General features: G+C 60.0%; 17 protein-coding genes. 10 read left to right on the top strand and 7 right to left on the bottom strand.

Annotation, left to right across the window (positions count from 1 at the left end; all coding sequences use genetic code 11):
* Nucleotides 1-5: 5 nt before the first annotated feature.
* Entirely contained in the window at nucleotides 6-1,196 is a 1,191-nt protein-coding gene (locus tag ACJ8QF_RS01130) for a multidrug effflux MFS transporter (protein WP_033642154.1), read from the top strand.
* 57 nt (nucleotides 1,197-1,253) lie between these two features.
* On the opposite strand, the gene cspE is transcribed toward ACJ8QF_RS01130, so the two are convergent.
* Nucleotides 1,254-1,463 (bottom strand): transcription antiterminator/RNA stability regulator CspE, encoded by a 210-nt coding sequence (gene cspE / locus ACJ8QF_RS01125; protein ID WP_004940030.1) that lies wholly within the window; start codon nucleotides 1,461-1,463, stop codon nucleotides 1,254-1,256.
* 345 nt (nucleotides 1,464-1,808) lie between these two features.
* On the opposite strand from cspE, the gene ACJ8QF_RS01120 reads away from it, so the two are divergent.
* The 6 genes from ACJ8QF_RS01120 to ACJ8QF_RS01095 all read left to right on the top strand — a co-directional run bounded on the left by ACJ8QF_RS01120 (nucleotide 1,809) and on the right by ACJ8QF_RS01095 (nucleotide 7,726).
* Nucleotides 1,809-2,972 (top strand): M20 peptidase aminoacylase family protein, encoded by a 1,164-nt coding sequence (locus tag ACJ8QF_RS01120; protein WP_442537205.1) that lies wholly within the window; start codon nucleotides 1,809-1,811, stop codon nucleotides 2,970-2,972.
* A gap of 188 nt (nucleotides 2,973-3,160) precedes the next feature.
* Nucleotides 3,161-4,486 carry an LLM class flavin-dependent oxidoreductase gene (locus ACJ8QF_RS01115; protein ID WP_442537204.1) on the top strand — a complete coding sequence of 442 codons (1,326 nt, stop codon included), beginning with the start codon at nucleotides 3,161-3,163 and terminating at the stop codon, nucleotides 4,484-4,486.
* A gap of 26 nt (nucleotides 4,487-4,512) precedes the next feature.
* A complete protein-coding gene (locus ACJ8QF_RS01110; protein WP_004940036.1) occupies nucleotides 4,513-5,433 on the top strand; it encodes an ABC transporter substrate-binding protein in 921 nt (306 codons plus the stop codon).
* Nucleotides 5,434-5,442: 9 nt separating this feature from the next.
* Nucleotides 5,443-5,970: a GNAT family N-acetyltransferase gene (locus ACJ8QF_RS01105; protein ID WP_015376925.1), complete on the top strand. Its 528-nt coding sequence runs from the start codon at nucleotides 5,443-5,445 to the stop codon at nucleotides 5,968-5,970.
* A 31-nt stretch (nucleotides 5,971-6,001) separates the two neighbouring features.
* Entirely contained in the window at nucleotides 6,002-6,889 is an 888-nt protein-coding gene (locus ACJ8QF_RS01100) for an amino acid ABC transporter permease (RefSeq protein WP_004940038.1), read from the top strand.
* Between the two features lie 9 nt (nucleotides 6,890-6,898).
* Nucleotides 6,899-7,726: an amino acid ABC transporter ATP-binding protein gene (locus ACJ8QF_RS01095; protein WP_015376924.1), complete on the top strand. Its 828-nt coding sequence runs from the start codon at nucleotides 6,899-6,901 to the stop codon at nucleotides 7,724-7,726.
* Nucleotides 7,727-7,762: 36 nt separating this feature from the next.
* On the opposite strand, the gene ACJ8QF_RS01090 is transcribed toward ACJ8QF_RS01095, so the two are convergent.
* Complete coding sequence (locus ACJ8QF_RS01090) at nucleotides 7,763-8,272, bottom strand: VOC family protein (protein ID WP_171403122.1); 510 nt, start codon at nucleotides 8,270-8,272, stop codon at nucleotides 7,763-7,765.
* A gap of 166 nt (nucleotides 8,273-8,438) precedes the next feature.
* On the opposite strand from ACJ8QF_RS01090, the gene ACJ8QF_RS01085 reads away from it, so the two are divergent.
* Together ACJ8QF_RS01085 and ACJ8QF_RS01080 are read left to right on the top strand one after the other, a co-directional pair.
* A complete protein-coding gene (locus ACJ8QF_RS01085; RefSeq protein WP_004940042.1) occupies nucleotides 8,439-8,918 on the top strand; it encodes a cold-shock protein in 480 nt (159 codons plus the stop codon).
* An 81-nt stretch (nucleotides 8,919-8,999) separates the two neighbouring features.
* Nucleotides 9,000-9,161, top strand: coding sequence for a YnfU family zinc-binding protein (locus ACJ8QF_RS01080; RefSeq protein ID WP_015376921.1), 162 nt, complete (start codon nucleotides 9,000-9,002; stop codon nucleotides 9,159-9,161).
* Nucleotides 9,162-9,167: 6 nt separating this feature from the next.
* Here ACJ8QF_RS01080 and ACJ8QF_RS01075 read toward each other — a convergent pair whose 3' ends face one another.
* From ACJ8QF_RS01075 to ACJ8QF_RS01065, 3 genes are all read right to left on the bottom strand, one after another.
* Entirely contained in the window at nucleotides 9,168-10,616 is a 1,449-nt protein-coding gene (locus tag ACJ8QF_RS01075) for a GGDEF domain-containing protein (RefSeq protein WP_033645856.1), read from the bottom strand.
* Nucleotides 10,617-11,245: 629 nt separating this feature from the next.
* Nucleotides 11,246-11,797, bottom strand: coding sequence for a flavodoxin family protein (locus tag ACJ8QF_RS01070; protein ID WP_004940045.1), 552 nt, complete (start codon nucleotides 11,795-11,797; stop codon nucleotides 11,246-11,248).
* 118 nt (nucleotides 11,798-11,915) lie between these two features.
* Nucleotides 11,916-12,821, bottom strand: a complete 906-nt coding sequence (locus ACJ8QF_RS01065) for a LysR family transcriptional regulator (protein WP_280630856.1) — start codon at nucleotides 12,819-12,821, stop codon at nucleotides 11,916-11,918.
* A gap of 97 nt (nucleotides 12,822-12,918) precedes the next feature.
* Here ACJ8QF_RS01065 and ACJ8QF_RS01060 point away from each other — a divergent pair, with 97 nt between their 5' ends.
* Complete coding sequence (locus ACJ8QF_RS01060) at nucleotides 12,919-13,983, top strand: aldo/keto reductase (protein WP_261124071.1); 1,065 nt, start codon at nucleotides 12,919-12,921, stop codon at nucleotides 13,981-13,983.
* A 180-nt stretch (nucleotides 13,984-14,163) separates the two neighbouring features.
* Here ACJ8QF_RS01060 and ACJ8QF_RS01055 read toward each other — a convergent pair whose 3' ends face one another.
* Both ACJ8QF_RS01055 and ACJ8QF_RS01050 read right to left on the bottom strand, forming a co-directional pair.
* Complete coding sequence (locus ACJ8QF_RS01055) at nucleotides 14,164-15,696, bottom strand: glycosyltransferase family 39 protein (protein WP_280630857.1); 1,533 nt, start codon at nucleotides 15,694-15,696, stop codon at nucleotides 14,164-14,166.
* A 125-nt stretch (nucleotides 15,697-15,821) separates the two neighbouring features.
* Nucleotides 15,822-15,965 (bottom strand): hypothetical protein, encoded by a 144-nt coding sequence (locus ACJ8QF_RS01050; RefSeq protein ID WP_015376917.1) that lies wholly within the window; start codon nucleotides 15,963-15,965, stop codon nucleotides 15,822-15,824.
* Nucleotides 15,966-15,969 lie beyond the last annotated feature (4 nt).

Below are 15,969 nucleotides of genomic sequence, written 5' to 3'. Positions count from 1 at the left end.
CTCCCATGACCAAACACTTAGCCAGACAACGTCTGGTGTACGCCGTCGTGCTTGGCCTGCTGGCCGCGCTGGGGCCGCTGTGCACCGATCTCTACCTGCCCGCCCTGCCGGAAATGGCGGGCGAGCTGAATACCTCCACCGCCGCCGCTCAGCTCAGCCTGACCGCCGGGCTGCTCGGCCTGGGCGTCGGCCAGCTGATTTTCGGCCCTTACAGCGACAAACTGGGCCGTATGCGCCCACTGCTGCTGTCGCTGATCCTGCTGCTGGGCGCTTCGCTGTGGTGCGCACTGGCGCCCACCATTGACCAACTGCTGATCGCCCGCCTGCTCCAGGGCATCGCCGGCGCCGGCGGCGCGGTGATTTCTCGCGCCATTGCTCGCGATCTGTACGCCGGCCATGAGCTGACCCGTTTCTTCGCCTTGCTGATGCTGGTTAACGGCCTGGCGCCGATCGTCGCGCCGGTGCTGGGCGGCGTGATGCTGCAGGTGATGAACTGGCGCGGCATCTTCGGCGTGCTGGCGGCCATCGCCGTGCTGCTGTTCAGCCTGTCGGCGCTGAAGCTGCGCGAATCCCTGCCGGTCGAGCGCCGCAGCCAGGGCGGCATTCTGGCGATGCTGATGTCGCTCGGCGGGTTGCTGACCCAGCGCTATTTCATGGGCCTGTGCCTGACGCAGGGCTTCGTAATGGCCGGCATGTTCGCCTATATCGGCGCTTCGCCTTTCGTCTTGCAGCAGATCTACGGCCTCAGCCCGCAGATGTTCAGCCTGTGCTTCGCCATTAACGGCGTCGGGCTGATCATTGCGGCGCAGCTGGCCAGCCGTCTCAGTTCACGTTGGGGGGAACGCCGGGTGTTGAGGGGCGGGTTAACGCTGGCGGCCGTCGCGTCGCTGTTGCTGCTGTTGGCCGCCGCGCTGCATGCGCCGCTGGTCGTGTTGCTGGTGCCGCTGTTCTTCTCGGTGGCGGTGATCGGCATCGTCGGCCCGACCGCCTCGTCGCTGGCGATGCAAAGCCAGGGGGACAAAGCCGGCAGCGCGTCGGCCTTGATCGGCGTGTGCATGTTCGCGCTCGGCGCCTGCGCCGTGCCGCTCACCGGGCTGGGCGGCACCTCAGGCCTGTCGATGGCGCTGACCATCGTCGGCTGTTACGCCATCGCCATCCTGCTGTTCAGCCTGTTGGCCCGCCGCAGCGACGCATAACGCGCCCAATAAAAAACCCGCTCAATGAGCGGGTTTTAAGAAATTCAGCTACGCAGCTTAGATAGCAGTAACGTTAGCGGCAGATGGGCCTTTGGCACCGTTCGTGATTTCAAATTCTACACGCTGGCCTTCAGCAAGCGTTTTGAAACCGTTGCTAACGATGGCAGAGAAGTGAACGAAAACGTCCTTGCTACCATCTTCCGGAGTAATGAAACCGAAGCCCTTGGATTCATTAAACCACTTAACGCTACCTTTAATCTTAGACATCAAACTTACCTTTAACGTGAATGAAAGACACAAAACCTGTGTCGATTACAGTACAGCAAGCAGGCAGGATTTTGTCCACCACCGCGATCACAGAAATCCGATAAAGAGTGAAAAAATCCGTGTTGCCCGGTGTAAATGCATTGCACCGGTTGCGATACGTTACCGTTCCAGGCCAATCCTCTCCCTGCGCCGGCGAACAACGCGCGAACGCCTAAACCAGCCCCTTCCCCCCATCGTTGACGCGTCGTGCAGACACAATCGCTATGAAATATAACCAGATGGTCTTTTTGCTTCGGCGGCCCCTGCACTAGGGTTAGGGTTTATTTCCCACTGTGAGCCAAGCCTATGACCAGCCAGTTGGCAGACAAGATCATCGCCTATCGGCGTGAACTGCACCAAAACCCGGAGCTTTCCAATCGCGAATTCGCCACCACCGCCCGCCTGACCCGCTGGCTCCAAGAGGCGGGCATTCGTATTCTGCCGTTGGCGCTGAAAACCGGCGTCGTGGCGGAGATCGGCAGTGGCAAGGGACCGATCATCGCCCTGCGCGGCGACATCGACGCCCTGCCAATCGACGAAATCGCCGACGTGCCCTTTAGCTCGCAAAACAGCGGCGTGATGCACGCCTGCGGCCACGACTTTCACACCTCGGTGATGCTCGGCGCCGCGCACCTGCTCAAAGCGCGTGAGGCCGAGCTGCCCGGCACGGTGCGCATCTTCTTCCAGCCGGCGGAAGAGACCTTCAACGGCGCCCGGCACCTGATCGACGCCGGCGCGCTGGATAACGTCGCGGCGGTATTTGGTCTGCATAACGCGCCGGAGCTGCCCACCGGCACCTTCGCCACCCGCGCCGGGCCGTTCTACGCCAACGCCGATCGCTTCCAGATCCGCATCACCGGCAAAGGCGCCCACGCCGCCAAACCGGAACAGGGTGTCGATACCATCGTCACCGCCAGCCAGATCGTCGGCGCGCTGCAGACGCTGCCCAGCCGCAGCTTCAGCTCGCTGGAATCGCTGGTGGTGAGCGTGACGCGCATCGAAGGCGGCAATACCTGGAACGTGCTGCCGCAAACCGTGGAGCTGGAAGGCACGGTGCGCACCCACAGCGACGCGGTGCGCCGCCAGGTGCCGGATAAAATTCGCCAGGTGATCGACGGCGTCGCCGCCGCGCTGGGCGCCCAGGCTGAACTGCACTGGCAGCCGGGGCCGCCGGCGGTGATCAACGACGCCCATTGGGCGGCATTCAGCAAAACCGTCGCCGCCGAGGCCGGCTACCGGGTCGAAGAGGCGGAGCTGCAGATGGGCGGCGAAGATTTCGCGCTGTATCTGCATCACGTGCCGGGCGCGTTCGTCAGCATCGGCTCCGCCAGCGAATTCGGCCTGCACCATCCGCGTTTCAATCCCGATGAGCGCGCCCTCTTCCCTGCCGCCCACTATTTTTCGCTGCTAGCGGAGCGCACGCTGCAACAATTAACCCCCGCAGCGAAAAAAGCCCTCAGCAACGCCTGAATAACGTGAAGTAGTATTTCCCCGACGCCGCTGATGCCGCGTCGGGGATTATTATTTTCGCTCGCCGTGATATTTGCAGTTTTCAACATTTGAATATGCTGTTTTGTTGTTTTACATCCCGACAGCGCTCATCAATAGTGGACGCATCAGACACCGCGCGCCTTTCGGCGCATGACAGGATAATCACGATGAGCGACAACGCGAATAATCAACGGCAATTACGGCTGGGCGCCATTCTGCACGGCGCATCGGGAAATATGTCCGCCTGGCGCCACCCGGACGCCACCGCCGACGCCAGCATCAACCTCGAATTTAATATCGCCTCGGCGAAAAAAGCCGAACAAGGGAAATTCGATTTCGTGTTTGTCGCCGATGGGTTATATATCAACGAAAAGTCCATTCCGCATTTTCTTAACCGTTTCGAGCCGTTGACCTTATTGGCCGCACTGTCCGCCGCCACCGACAAAATTGGCCTGGTGGGCACGCTCTCCACCTCCTACAGCGATCCGTTCACCGTCGCCCGCCAGTTCGCCAGCCTCGATCACCTGAGCGGCGGGCGCGCGGGCTGGAACGTGGTGACATCGCCGCTGGAGGGGTCGGCCAAAAACTTCTCGCGCAAAGAACACCCGGAGCACAGCCTGCGTTACCGCATTGCCGGCGAGTTTCTCGACGTCGCCAAAGGACTGTGGGACTCCTGGGAAGACGATGCCTTCGTGCGCAATAAGGCCAGCGGCGAATTTTTCCGCGCCGGGAAACTGCACACCCTCAATCACCAGGGGGAGTTCTTCTCGGTGCAGGGGCCGTTGAACATCGGCCGCACGCCGCAGGGCCGCCCGATCCTGTTCCAGGCCGGCGCCTCCGAAGACGGCAAACGGCTGGCGGCCAAGCACGCCGATGCGATCTTCACCCATCACGACACGCTGGAGCAGGCGCAGGATTTCTACCAGGACGTGAAGCGGCAGCTGGTGGAACAGGGGCGCGAACCGGACGACCTGCGCATCTTCCAGGGCGTCAGCGTGATCGTCGGCGACGACGATGCGGACGTCGAGCGTCAGTACCAGGAGACCGCCCGTCTGGTCAGCATCGAGAACGCCCTCAACTACCTTGGCCGCTACTTCGAACATTACGACTTTTCCCGCCATCCGTTGGACGCCCCCTTCCCGGACATCGGCGATCTGGGGCAAAACAGCTTCCGCAGCACCACCGACGCCATCAAGCGCAACGCCCGCGAGCGGAACCTCACGCTGCGCCAGGTGGCGCTGGAAGCCGTCTCGCCACGCCCGGTGTTCAGCGGCACGCCGGAAGCGGTGGCGGACGGCCTGCAACGCTGGTTCGACGGCGAAGCCGCCGACGGCTTCATCATCAGCGGCGGTACGCCCAACGCCTTCGGGCACTTCGTCGATCGGGTGGTGCCCATCCTGCAACGGCGTGGCCTGTTCCGCCGGGCGTACCACGGCGATACGCTGCGCGAACACCTGGGCCTCACGCTCCCGTTGAACAGATTCACCCAATAATAAGATCGTTTTCAGGGATACCCGCTATGCAGAAAACCGTTACCGCCGCTCTCGTGGCGGCCTTGCTGAGCCTGACCGGCGCCGCGCAGGCGGGCACCGGCATCGATTTACAGGCCAATGAAACCCCGATCCACGCGCCGAAAAACCCGCAGGCGATCGCCAAACTGCCGGCCGATTTCCACTTCGTGAAGCCGGGACAATTCACCGTTGCAATCGCCGCGCTCAACACGCCGCCGCTGGCGCTGTTCGCTGCCGACAACCGGCGGCTTATCGGCAGCGAAGTGGATATCGCGCAGCTGGTGGCCGACAGCCTGGGCCTGGAGCTGAACGTAGTGCAAACGTCGTGGGAAGACTGGCCGCTGGGGGTGGTTTCCGGCAAGTATGACGCGGCCATCACCAACGTCACCGTGACCAAAGAGCGCAAAACCCGCTTCGACTTCGCCACCTACCGCATCGATTCGCTCGGCTTTTACGTCAAAACCGGCGGCAAGATCGCAACGATCAAACAGCCTGCCGATATCGCCGGATTAAAGATCATCGTCGGCTCCGGCACCAATCAGGAAGCCATCTTGCTGGCGTGGGACAAACAGAACCGGCAGCAGGGGCTCAAACCCTTCCAGCCGATCTACGTGACCGACGATGCGGCCGCCACGCTGGCGATCCAGTCCGGCCGGGCCGACGCCTATTTCGGGCCGAACGTGCTGGGCGCCTATAAAGCGGCGTTGAACGGCCGCACCCGGCTGGCGGGCACGGTGGAAGGCGGTTGGCCCAAGGCGGCGCACATCGCCGTCACCACCCGTAAAGGCAACGGGCTGGTGCAGGCGGTGAATGAAGCGCTGAACGGCGCGATCCGCGGCGGACAGTACGATCAGGTGCTCAATCGCTGGGGCGAGAGCGTCGAACGCCTTGCGCAGTCGGAAATCAACCCGCCCGGCCTGGGCGATTAGGAGCGCGCAATGACGCAAGACACCTTCATTCAGACGTTGCCGACCGACCCGCTGATCGCCCCGGTGATCGAGGGGCTGTTCGGTGAATATCGCCAGCGTTACGGCGACTATTTTGGTGACCAGGAACCGGAACCGCTGGACCTGTATGCACCGCCGCAAGGGGCCTTCATCGTGCTGCTGCGCGCCGGTGCGCCGATCGCCATGGGCGCCTTCAAACGCTATGACGCGCAAACCGCCGAGCTGAAGCGCATCTGGACCCGGGGCGATCTGCGCCGCCAGGGCCTGGCGCAGCGGGTGTTGCAGCAGTTGGAAACGCTGGCGCTGGCGCAGGGGTATCGCCGGCTCTACCTGACCACCGGCTTTCGCCAGCCCGAAGCGGTGGGCCTGTACCTGAGCAACGGTTATCAGCCGCAGTTCGATCCCACCGTTGACAGCGAGGTTTACAGCCGCCCGCCCTACGATGGCCGCCTGCCGTTCCGCAAAAGCCTGATTGCAGAGGACGCGTGTTGTTGCGCGTCGGAAAGGAAAATCGCCTAAACCCCCTTTATCTGTAGTCAGGAGACATGACATGTCCAAACAAGAAGTCTTGAAAGTGGTGCCCGCCCGCTATCCGCTGCGGCTGATCGGCGCCCTGTTCTCGTTGTTTATTCTGGCCGCCATCGTGCAATCGGTGGCGGGCAACGCGCGCTGGGAATGGGGCGTGTTCGCCGAGTGGTTCTTCGCCCCGGCGGTGCTGGCGGGGCTGGGGCAGACCCTGCTGCTGACGCTGCTCGGCACGCTGTTCAGCATCCTGTTCGGCACCCTGCTGGCGCTGGCGCGGCTGTCGCGCTCTTACCTGCTGGCGTCGCTGGCCTGGGGGTATATCTGGCTGTTTCGCTCGCTGCCGCTGATCCTGGTGCTGATCATCCTGTATAACTTTTCCTATCTGTACGACGCCATCTCGCTGGGCATTCCCTTTACCTCGGTGGTGTTCGCCAGCTACCCGACCATCGATATCCTTGGCCAGTTCGCCGTGGCGGTGCTGGGCCTGACGCTGGTGCAGTCCGCCTATACCGCCGAGATCATCCGCGGCGGCATCCTGGGCGTGGATTACGGCCAGCACGAGGCGGCGGCGGCGCTGGGCCTGCCGGGCTATCGCCGCACCTTCCGCATCATTCTGCCGCAGGCGCTGCGATCCATTATTCCGACCGGATTCAACGAGATCATCAGTCTGGCGAAAGGCACCTCGATCGTGTACGTGCTGGCGCTGCCGGAGCTGTTTTACACCATCCAGGTGATCTATAACCGCACCCAGCAGGTGATACCGCTGCTGATGGTGGCCACCGTCTGGTATCTGTTCATCACCACCGCCCTGTCGGTGATCCAATACTACATCGAACGCTATTTCGCCCGGGGCGCGGTGCGCGAACTGCCGCCGACGCCCTGGCAGAAACTGGCCGGCTGGCTAAAACGTTAGGAGACCCGCATGTCTGAAGCCATTGATTATTACGCCTTGCCCGAACAGCCGGCACGCAACCTCACCCCGGTGCCGGCGCGCGGCCTGATCGAAATCAGCAACGTCAGCAAGTTTTTCGGTAAACACAAGGCGCTGGACGACGTCAGCCTGACGCTGCAGCCGGGCACCGTGACCGTGATCCTCGGCCCTTCCGGCTCGGGCAAATCGACGCTGCTGCGGGCGATCAACCATCTGGAGCGCGTCGACGAAGGCTTTATCCGCATCGACGGCGACTACGTCGGTTACCGCCGCAAGGGCAACCGACTGTACGAGCTGAAGGAAAAGGCCATTCTCCGGCAGCGCATCAACGTCGGCTACGTGTTCCAAAACTTCAACCTGTTCCCGCACCTGACGGTGCTGGAAAACATCATCGAAGCGCCGGTGGTGCACAAAATTCACTCCCGCGAACGGGCGAAGGCGGTGGCCTATGAACTGCTGGATACCGTCGGGCTGCGCCACAAGGCGGATGCCTATCCGCGCCACCTCTCCGGCGGCCAACAGCAGCGCATCGCCATCGCGCGCGCGCTGGCGCTGAACCCGAAGGTGATCCTGTTCGATGAGCCGACCTCCGCGCTCGATCCCGAGCTGGTCGGTGAAGTGCTGGACGTGATTAAAGGGTTGGCGGATCTGGGCGTCACGCTGGTGGTCGTCACGCATGAAATCGGCTTTGCGCGCGAAGCGGCGGATCGGGTGGTGTTTATGGTCGACGGGCAGATCGTCGAACAGGGCGACGCCAGGCAGGTGCTGGCTCAGCCGCAGCACCCTCGCACCGTTAACTTCCTCAACAAAGTGCTGTGATCGTCGGGGCGCCACGGCGCCCCGCGCAGGAGCAGGTTAAAGACCGGCGAAACGCCGCTTCTCGGCGGCGAAATCCAGCGGGCGAATTCCCTGCTGGTTTTTATCCTCTTCGGTCAGCAGCGCCGGCGGAATAAACCAGGTCACCTCGAACAGCAGCCCGTCCGGATCGTGGCCATAAATGCTTTTGTGCACGCCGTGATCCTCTTCCAGCCCGAGAATGCCGCGTTCGGCCAGCTGGTGACGAATGCGCTCCAGCTCTTCCAGGCTGTCCACTTCCCAGGCCAGATGGTACAGCCCGGCCGGTGGCTCATGCTCTGCCGGCGGCTCGTTGCTGGCGCGAAACACCCCGGCGCGCTGCTGGCCCAGATTCTTGCTGAACAGCGCCAAATCGTGATCGTTGTCCGAATCGGCGGCCTGGGTAAATACCGCCCGGTCGGGGCTGTCGGACGGCTTCAGCTTGAAGCCCAATACCTGATGATAAAAGTCGGCGCTCTGCCGCACGTCGCTGACATACAGCACGGCGTGATTGAGACGTTTGATACCCATCGATATTCCTTTTTCGCATTGAATGAAGTCAGCATGAACATAGCATGTGGGGGGAAAGCCGCTAAATGCCGTTATCGCATGACTAAATGCCGCCCGCGCAATCTGTCGCTGCAAGGCATTCCGCGCTATCATAAGCGCTGTATTGATCCCTTTTGTGAGAATAACGATGAACGGCAAGATAACGACTTTTTTTGAAGACAAAGGCTTCGGCTTTATTACCGACGAGAACGGAGAAAATCGTTATTTTCACGTGATTAAAGTGCAGAATCCGGAGCTGATTAAGAAAAACGCGGCGGTGACCTTCGAACCGACCAACAACACCAAAGGCCCGTCGGCTTATGCGGTCAAAGTGTTGGCGCCCAGCAAATACATCATCATCGCCAATGAAAGAATCAAGATCACCAGCATCAAGTCTTTCAATACCTTCACCAAGGAAGTGCCGGTCAAAGCCGATGTGGATAAAGAGAACACCGTGCTGTCGGTCGGCCTGCTGATGAACCGCATTCGCCCACAGTCCGAAGACCAGGCGCAGGCCATGCAAACGCTGCGCATGCTGACCATCACCACCTTCCAGAACACCACCCATACCTTCTCCGAGCACGAGATCGACATGGATGAAACCATCAAGGCGTTGAAAAGCCTGTAAGCCTCTGCGTACAGAAAATAACCAACGAAATTTGTCATCGCCTGTGTTAGCGTGAGTTTTCACCTGACACAGGCTATTGATATGTCCGATTCCAGCAGCGTCAAAGGTTTTATCAACCGCTCCACCCAAATCGTCTGCCCTAAATGCGGCTATGTTACCCGGCAAAAATGCGCGGCAATGCTGCAAGACGTGATACTGATTTGCCCTAATTGCGAAACCCGCTTCGAACCCAGGCAAGGCTGAAAACGGTTAGCGGAACAGAATATGCTCGACGCTGTTGCCGTTCACCACGTTGAACGACTCCACCCGATTACGCCCCTGCGATTTGGCGCGATACAGCGCGATATCCGCCATATTCATCAACTGCTCCAGCGATTTCACTTCGTTCATCGCCAGGCTGGCGACGCCGACGCTGATGGTGATTTTCAGCGTCTGTTTGCCTTCCGCCTGCAGTTCCGCCTGCTCCACCAACCGGCGCAGATGCTCGCCCAGCGCCACGCCCTGCGCCGCCAGCGCGCGCGGCAGCATGATGGCGAATTCTTCCCCGCCCAGGCGGCCGAACAGCTGATCGTGCCGCAGCTCGCGCCGCACGATGTGCGCGAACGACGCCAACACCTGATCGCCGGCGCTGTGGCCGTGCGTATCGTTGATCTGCTTGAAATGATCGATGTCGATCAGCAGTAGCGACACCGCCTCTTTCGAGCGGTGCTTGTGCTCCAGCAGCTCGCCCGCTTTGCGCGTCATCGCGCTGCGCGCCAGCACCCCGGTCAGGAAATCGTGGTTGGCGCTGTGCTCCAGACGCCGCATCAGCTTGCGATTGGCGGCGATAGAGCTGGCGAGGATCAGCGGCCCCATCACCAGCATGGCGATGCCCAAGCGGGCAGACATCAGGGTGTCGAGGAAGGCGTTGTGATTGTTCGGCGTTTCATACAGCACCAGGTTGGCTGAAATGTTGCTGATCTCGGTCATGCCGGTCAACAACGTCAACAGCGTCACGGGGAACAACTGGTAGCGCACTGCGCACCACAGCAGCGCCGGGATCGGGAAAGCGATGGCGCCCGGCCCGCCGATATAGACGCTGAACGCCAGCGACAGCAGTAGCGCCAATAGCGGCAGGCAGCCTTTCAGGCGCCAACGCACCTGCATGCGAAACAGCTGTTTCAACCGCGGCGCCGCCATCAGCACCGGCAACAGCAGCAAGGTCGTCGAGAACTGCTCACTGAACCAGGCCAACCAGGCGACCACCACCGTATTGTTGTACAGGCTGTCGTTACGCAGCACCGACAGCGTCGACGCCACCGCCGATCCGGCCAGACTGGCGCTGAACATATAGAGTATCGCCTGGGGTTTGCCCATGCGCCGTTGAGATTGCGGCAGCATCAGCATGATGCCGTAACCGACGGCGATCAGCGACATGTTGCAGGCGTTCAGCCACAGCGCCAGGGACCAGCCCTCGCCGGTACTGAGATCGGCGGCGACCATGCCCAGATAAGTGGTGAGCCAGCCGAGCGGCGTAGCGTAAACGGGTTTACGCAGCAGCAGCCCGAGCAGAATCGCGTTGACCGGCCAAAATAAAGAAAGTGAACCTATCGGCCGGCTAAGAATACCCACCAGGGAGAGTAAAAAGGCCAGCATGAAAAGATTGATCAGCTGCACCGTTAGCGGCAGGCCATGCCTGGCGTTTATTCTGGCGCTCATCGCCTCGCCCATATTTTGCTAATAACCAGAATAATAATATGCATACTCTCTCGCCCGGCCAGTGAGGGATAGTCAATCCGAATTTCAACCAAAAAAGCCAGACAAATCAATAATAAAAAACATTAACATTTAATTAACAGAATTTTCTTAGCCTGATGCGGCCGCGGCGTAACTCCCCGCACAGCGTCAGCAAATAATGCCCGCTCTGCTGTCAGCATAGCGCATAGCGTAATAGGCCGCCGAGAGCGTTAATTACATTAATAAACTTGTGGTTATTGGTCATTAAATGATGTTTGAATCACTGTGCGATTATTTTCCTGCAACTGGGCCGCCTGTGCAATAACAACCCAAAAAAAGCCCGCATGAAGCGGGCTTGCTTGAACAACAGCAAATCGACAGTTACGACACGGCCATGCATTGCATGACCGTGCTGACGCGCAGTATAGCGGTGAAAGCTTAAGCAGACCTTAGCAACAAAAAACCCGGCCTAGGAACCGGGAATATTTGTACGAAATGCAGTGTTAGCCCAAGCAGGCTAATAACATTTCGCAGATTACACGCCAATTGTGCAGAGAAAATGAACGCGGCATCCGTTCAACCGCACCGCCGTCCCATCTACACGATAGGTCTTACGCCAGTTTGGCGGCAAAGCCCGCTACGCGCTGACCATAGAGCTTGGCGGTCGCCAGATCGCCCGACAACATCTCATCCACGCCGGCATCCGCCGGGGTCTGCACCAGCAGCCCCACCGAACCGCCCAGGTTATTGACGTCGGTGCGCTGCGCCGATTTGGTGTTGGCCGGCAGCAGCCCCAGGCTGACCCACAGGCCGCCATGTTGCGAAGCCAGCGTCTGCAGCGCGATCAGCGTCACCTGCTTGTCGCCGTTCAGGCTGGCGCTGTTGGTAAAACCGCCGAACACTTTATCCTGCCACTTGCGGCCGAACCAGGCTTTGGAGCTGGCGTCGGCGAATTTCTTGAACTGCCAGGATGGGCCGCCCATATAGGTCGGCGAACCAAAGATGATGGCGTCCGCCTCATCCAGCGTCTGCCAGGCTTCGTCGCTGATATCGCCGTTCTGATCGATGGCGATCAGTTCCGCCCCGGCGCCTTCCGCCACCACTTTCGCCAAACGCTCGGTATGGCCGTAGCCGGAATGAAACACCACTACTGTCTTCGCCATAGAAATTCTCCACTCATTGCACAAAGGCGCCGACGGCGCCCCTCTCTCGTTCAATCTAATTAAGCGCACAGCGACTGAATACCGAATAAAACTGACGGTGTTATTCAAAAAAATCGCGTTACTCGCCCTGTTCTGCCTGTTGACGGGCGAAGTCGATAAAAGCGCGTAGCGGGCGCGGCGTTTGGCGGTTTGCCGGATAGTACAGATAGAAACCGGGGAACGGAGGGGTCCAGGCATCGAGCAGCGGTAACAGCCTCCCCTCGGCCAGGCCGGTGGCAACCTGTTGCTCAAACAGGTAGGCAATGCCTACCCCATCCATCGCAGCCCTCACCAATATTTCCGGCTCATCGACTGTCACCGGCCCTTTCACGGCGATCTCCTGCTTTTCACCGTCACACTCAAACTCCCAGCGATACACATTGCCGTTGGTCGGCCAGCGGTAATTCAAACACCGATGCCGATGCAGATCGCCCGGTGTTAACGGCCGGCCGTGACGCGCCAAATACGCCGGCGAAGCAACGACACGCATCCGCACCTCCCCGCCCAGCTTGACCGCCACCATATCTTTCGCCAGTTTCTCGTGCAGCCGCACGCCGGCATCAAAACCGCCGGCAACGATATCCACCAGCCGCTCCTCAACATTGAGATCGAGCGTAATATCGGGGTATTGATGATGAAACGGCGCGATCAAGGGTGCCAGAAAATGCAACGCCGCCACGCGGGTTACGTTAAGCCGCAAAAGACCCGAGGGGTTCTGGCGTTGCTCTACCACCTGCGCCACCGCCGCGTCGATCTCGGCCATCGCGGGCGTCAGGCGCGCCAACATCAGTCTTCCGGCTTCAGTCGGCGCCACGCTGCGAGTGGTGCGATTCAGTAAACGCACACCCAGACGCGCCTCCAGGTTGCGCAGCGTTTGGCTGAGCGCCGAAGCGGATATACCCAAATGTGCGGCTGCGCGGGCGAAGCCGCCGTGCTCGACAATAGCGGCAAAGGCGCGCAATTCGGCGAAATCACTGCCCCTCATTATGCTCTCCCTACTTAATAATTCATGAAGATTATAGCCCATTCCTTAAACAACCTTCGGGCGCTATCGTGGACGGCATCTACACGGGAGAATGCCTATGAACACCACACTTTCACTGGATCACTATCGCCTGCTGGGCCGTTCCGGTCTGCGCGTTTCACCGTTGGCGCTCGGCACCATGACCTTCGGCGCCGACTGGGGCTGGGGCGCCGAACTGGCCGAGGCTCGACGTCTGTTTGACGTTTATGTCGAACGCGGCGGCAACTTTATCGATACCGCCAACCGCTATACCGAGGGCAGCGCCGAACTTTTCGTGGGTGAGTTCGCCGCCGGGCGCCGCGATCGGTTGGTGATCGCCACCAAATACACCCTGCCGATGCAGCCAGACGATCCCAATTCCGGCGGCAACCATCGCAAAAGCATGCTGCGATCGGTTGAAGCAAGCCTGCAACGGCTCAATACCGATTACATCGATCTGCTCTATCTGCACGCCTGGGATTTCACCACGTCGGTGGAAGAGATCATGCGCGCCCTGGACGACCTGGTGCGCGCCGGAAAAGTGCTGTATGTGGCGGTGTCTGATCTCCCTGCCTGGCAGGCGTCCAGGATGCAAACGCTGGCGGACCTGCGCGGCTGGTCGCCGCTTATCGCCTTGCAAATCGAGTACAGCCTGCTGGAACGCACCGTCGAGCGCGAACTGCTGCCGATGGCGCAAGAATTGGGGATGGGCGTTATCCCTTGGTCGCCGCTGGCCGGCGGCGTGCTGAGCGGCAAATACCGGCGACAGGATCTGCAGCCATCGCCAGATGAAGCGGGCACTCGGCGCGAAGCCGTACGCGCCAAGGGGACATTGAACGCACGCAATCTCGGTATCGCCGATGCCGTCAACCTGATCGCTCACGAGACCGGGTATACCCCATCACAAATCGCGCTGGCCTGGACGTTGCGCCAGCCGACGGTCACCGCGCCGATCGTCGGCGCCCGAACCCTGGCGCAATTGGAAGATAACCTCGGTGCATTGAAGGTGGCGCTGACGGAAGATCATTGGCGGCGATTGGACGATCTCAGTGCCATCGAGCTGGGATTCCCACACGATTTTCTCGCCCTGCCGGCCACCCGCAACATCATGACCGGCGGCCTGCATCTCGCCCCGCGCAGATAAAAAAAATCCCGCACAAGGCGGGATAAACTTAACAGGGATGGGGTAATACACTACAGGGAATGGATAACACACAACATCATCGGGTAGAGCTACAGTATCAATCTCAATGTATAGAACTGTCATCCCCGCGTAAGTTTGCTCGGCCAGATGTAACGCCGAATGGGAAATATGACATTTTGCTCAACGCACCACGAACAGGCGCGACTCGAACCCGCCGCTCTTGAAGGTAACGGTGTTGACCCACCCCGGCGGCGAACGGCCGAAGTCCTGGTTGAAATCGCCGCCGCTGACCAGCCAAATCCGGCGATGGCCCTTCGATAAGGCGCTGAGCTTATCGACGTAGGTCTGCGCCGCCCGATCGTGGAAAAAGGTACCGAAACCATAGGCATTGGGCTTACCCGAGATGCCGTTGGGCCTGGCCGGGGTATACAGCAAGGCGCGGTAGCCCTGTTTGTTGTAATACACATAGCTCAGGTAGTTGAACATGTTGCTGACCACCACCGCATCGTTAGGCTGATAGTGGCTGTTGATATAGTGCACCATCACCTTGAACTCATCTTTCTCGGCCGGGTAATCGTTACGCACACCGCAGCCGAACAACAAACTGAAGAACAGCAGCAAAGAGATCCCGCGCACTCGGTTTTTCGTTCCGGCGATCAGCACGCCCAACACCAGCGGAATGCCGAGCGCGGCGGAATAGAGATAGCGATCGACAAACAGCGGCGAGCGCCAGGAAATGGCGAATACCAGCATCACCGGGATCAGAATGCCGCAGAGCAGCAGCAGAGAGAATTTTCTCGGCATCTGGCGCCGCCACAGCAGCAGTGAACATAAAGCGACAAACATCGCCGGCAACAGCCAGAGAATGATCGTGGGATAGTTGCTGCCATCATGGCCGGTGAGAAAACGCCAGAACATCGCCGGCAGATCGCTCCAGGAAACCTGAGGGATCCAACCGACGTCGCCGCCGACCCTCAGCTCGGCGATATGCGCCAGCAGATTGAACAACACCAGCAGCCAGGGAATGTAGGCCACCCCGATCGCCGCATTGGCCAGCCACCATGCCGGTTGCTTGATATAACACTCGCCTTCGCGGCGGCACGACAGCGCCAACACCACCAGCCAATGCGCGATCAGCGTGAAAATCGTGAAGTAATGGGTATAAAAGCTCAGCGTCATCAACAGCGCATACAGCGCCAGATAACGACGGTTATCCGACGTTTTCAGCCACTTCGCCAACGCCATGGCGGCGGCGATCGCCAGCAGCCCCATCAGCGCATACATGCGCGCCTCCTGGCTGTAGCGCACCGCCATCGGCATGATCGCCATCAGCCAGCCCGCGATCAGCGCCGCCCGTTCATTGGCCAGCCAACGGATAAAGCGCATCGCCAGTGCCACCGTCACCACGCCGAACGCCAGGCTCAACGAGCGGGCCGCCAGAATGCCGTCGCCAAACAGCACCATCCAGCCATGCAGCAGCAGGTAATAAAGCGGCGGGTGAACATCGAAGGAAGCGTGATAGAGCAACGCGCCCACATCGTAACGGCTGGTCAGCACGCTGGAGGCTTCATCGCACCAAAAATACCTGTCGGTTAAGGATATAGACCGTACGAGCGCCGAAAACGCCACGATCGCCAACGCATAATGTTTGTAACCGATGCCCTTTAAGCCGTTGTTGCTTAAAGAGACATTCGAAACCTGCTGCAGTGACATAACCGCATTCCGCCCAAGAGAACCACACCGTGTGGAGACGCTGCGTCATCATTGCCGACGGCGAGTAAATGGCGGGTAAATCAGTGCGAAAAAGTCGGCGCAGTCCCCTTCAGGCCGCACGGCTCTCAGCGAATTTCAACGCTGATATCCGGGTAGGCCTTCTCGCCGTCACTGAGGTAATGCCCCAGCGCCCGATATGCCATCACGTACAGCACGGCGGCGGCGCACAGGCACAGCAAGGTCACGAGAAAGAATCTGGATTTGCGCACGATA

The sequence above is a fragment of the Serratia sp. CY81684 genome (genome assembly GCF_052166595.1).
GTDB classification, from domain to species: Bacteria; Pseudomonadota; Gammaproteobacteria; order Enterobacterales; family Enterobacteriaceae; genus Serratia; species Serratia nematodiphila.
The sequence above is the reverse complement of the archived record's forward strand: the minus strand, read 5'-3'. Positions and strand labels throughout refer to the sequence as shown.

Excerpts from the sequence above, each read along its gene's own strand:
- ACJ8QF_RS01130 (WP_033642154.1), top strand. The coding sequence starts at position 6 with ATGACCAAACACTTAGCCAGACAACGTCTGGTGTACGCCGTCGTGCTT.
- cspE (WP_004940030.1), bottom strand. The coding sequence starts at position 1,463 with ATGTCTAAGATTAAAGGTAGCGTTAAGTGGTTTAATGAATCCAAGGGC.
- ACJ8QF_RS01120 (WP_442537205.1), top strand. The coding sequence starts at position 1,809 with ATGACCAGCCAGTTGGCAGACAAGATCATCGCCTATCGGCGTGAACTG.
- ACJ8QF_RS01115 (WP_442537204.1), top strand. The coding sequence starts at position 3,161 with ATGAGCGACAACGCGAATAATCAACGGCAATTACGGCTGGGCGCCATT.
- ACJ8QF_RS01110 (WP_004940036.1), top strand. The coding sequence starts at position 4,513 with ATGCAGAAAACCGTTACCGCCGCTCTCGTGGCGGCCTTGCTGAGCCTG.
- ACJ8QF_RS01105 (WP_015376925.1), top strand. The coding sequence starts at position 5,443 with ATGACGCAAGACACCTTCATTCAGACGTTGCCGACCGACCCGCTGATC.
- ACJ8QF_RS01100 (WP_004940038.1), top strand. The coding sequence starts at position 6,002 with ATGTCCAAACAAGAAGTCTTGAAAGTGGTGCCCGCCCGCTATCCGCTG.
- ACJ8QF_RS01095 (WP_015376924.1), top strand. The coding sequence starts at position 6,899 with ATGTCTGAAGCCATTGATTATTACGCCTTGCCCGAACAGCCGGCACGC.
- ACJ8QF_RS01090 (WP_171403122.1), bottom strand. The coding sequence starts at position 8,272 with ATGGGTATCAAACGTCTCAATCACGCCGTGCTGTATGTCAGCGACGTG.
- ACJ8QF_RS01085 (WP_004940042.1), top strand. The coding sequence starts at position 8,439 with ATGAACGGCAAGATAACGACTTTTTTTGAAGACAAAGGCTTCGGCTTT.
- ACJ8QF_RS01080 (WP_015376921.1), top strand. The coding sequence starts at position 9,000 with ATGTCCGATTCCAGCAGCGTCAAAGGTTTTATCAACCGCTCCACCCAA.
- ACJ8QF_RS01075 (WP_033645856.1), bottom strand. The coding sequence starts at position 10,616 with ATGAGCGCCAGAATAAACGCCAGGCATGGCCTGCCGCTAACGGTGCAG.
- ACJ8QF_RS01070 (WP_004940045.1), bottom strand. The coding sequence starts at position 11,797 with ATGGCGAAGACAGTAGTGGTGTTTCATTCCGGCTACGGCCATACCGAG.
- ACJ8QF_RS01065 (WP_280630856.1), bottom strand. The coding sequence starts at position 12,821 with ATGAGGGGCAGTGATTTCGCCGAATTGCGCGCCTTTGCCGCTATTGTC.
- ACJ8QF_RS01060 (WP_261124071.1), top strand. The coding sequence starts at position 12,919 with ATGAACACCACACTTTCACTGGATCACTATCGCCTGCTGGGCCGTTCC.
- ACJ8QF_RS01055 (WP_280630857.1), bottom strand. The coding sequence starts at position 15,696 with ATGTCACTGCAGCAGGTTTCGAATGTCTCTTTAAGCAACAACGGCTTA.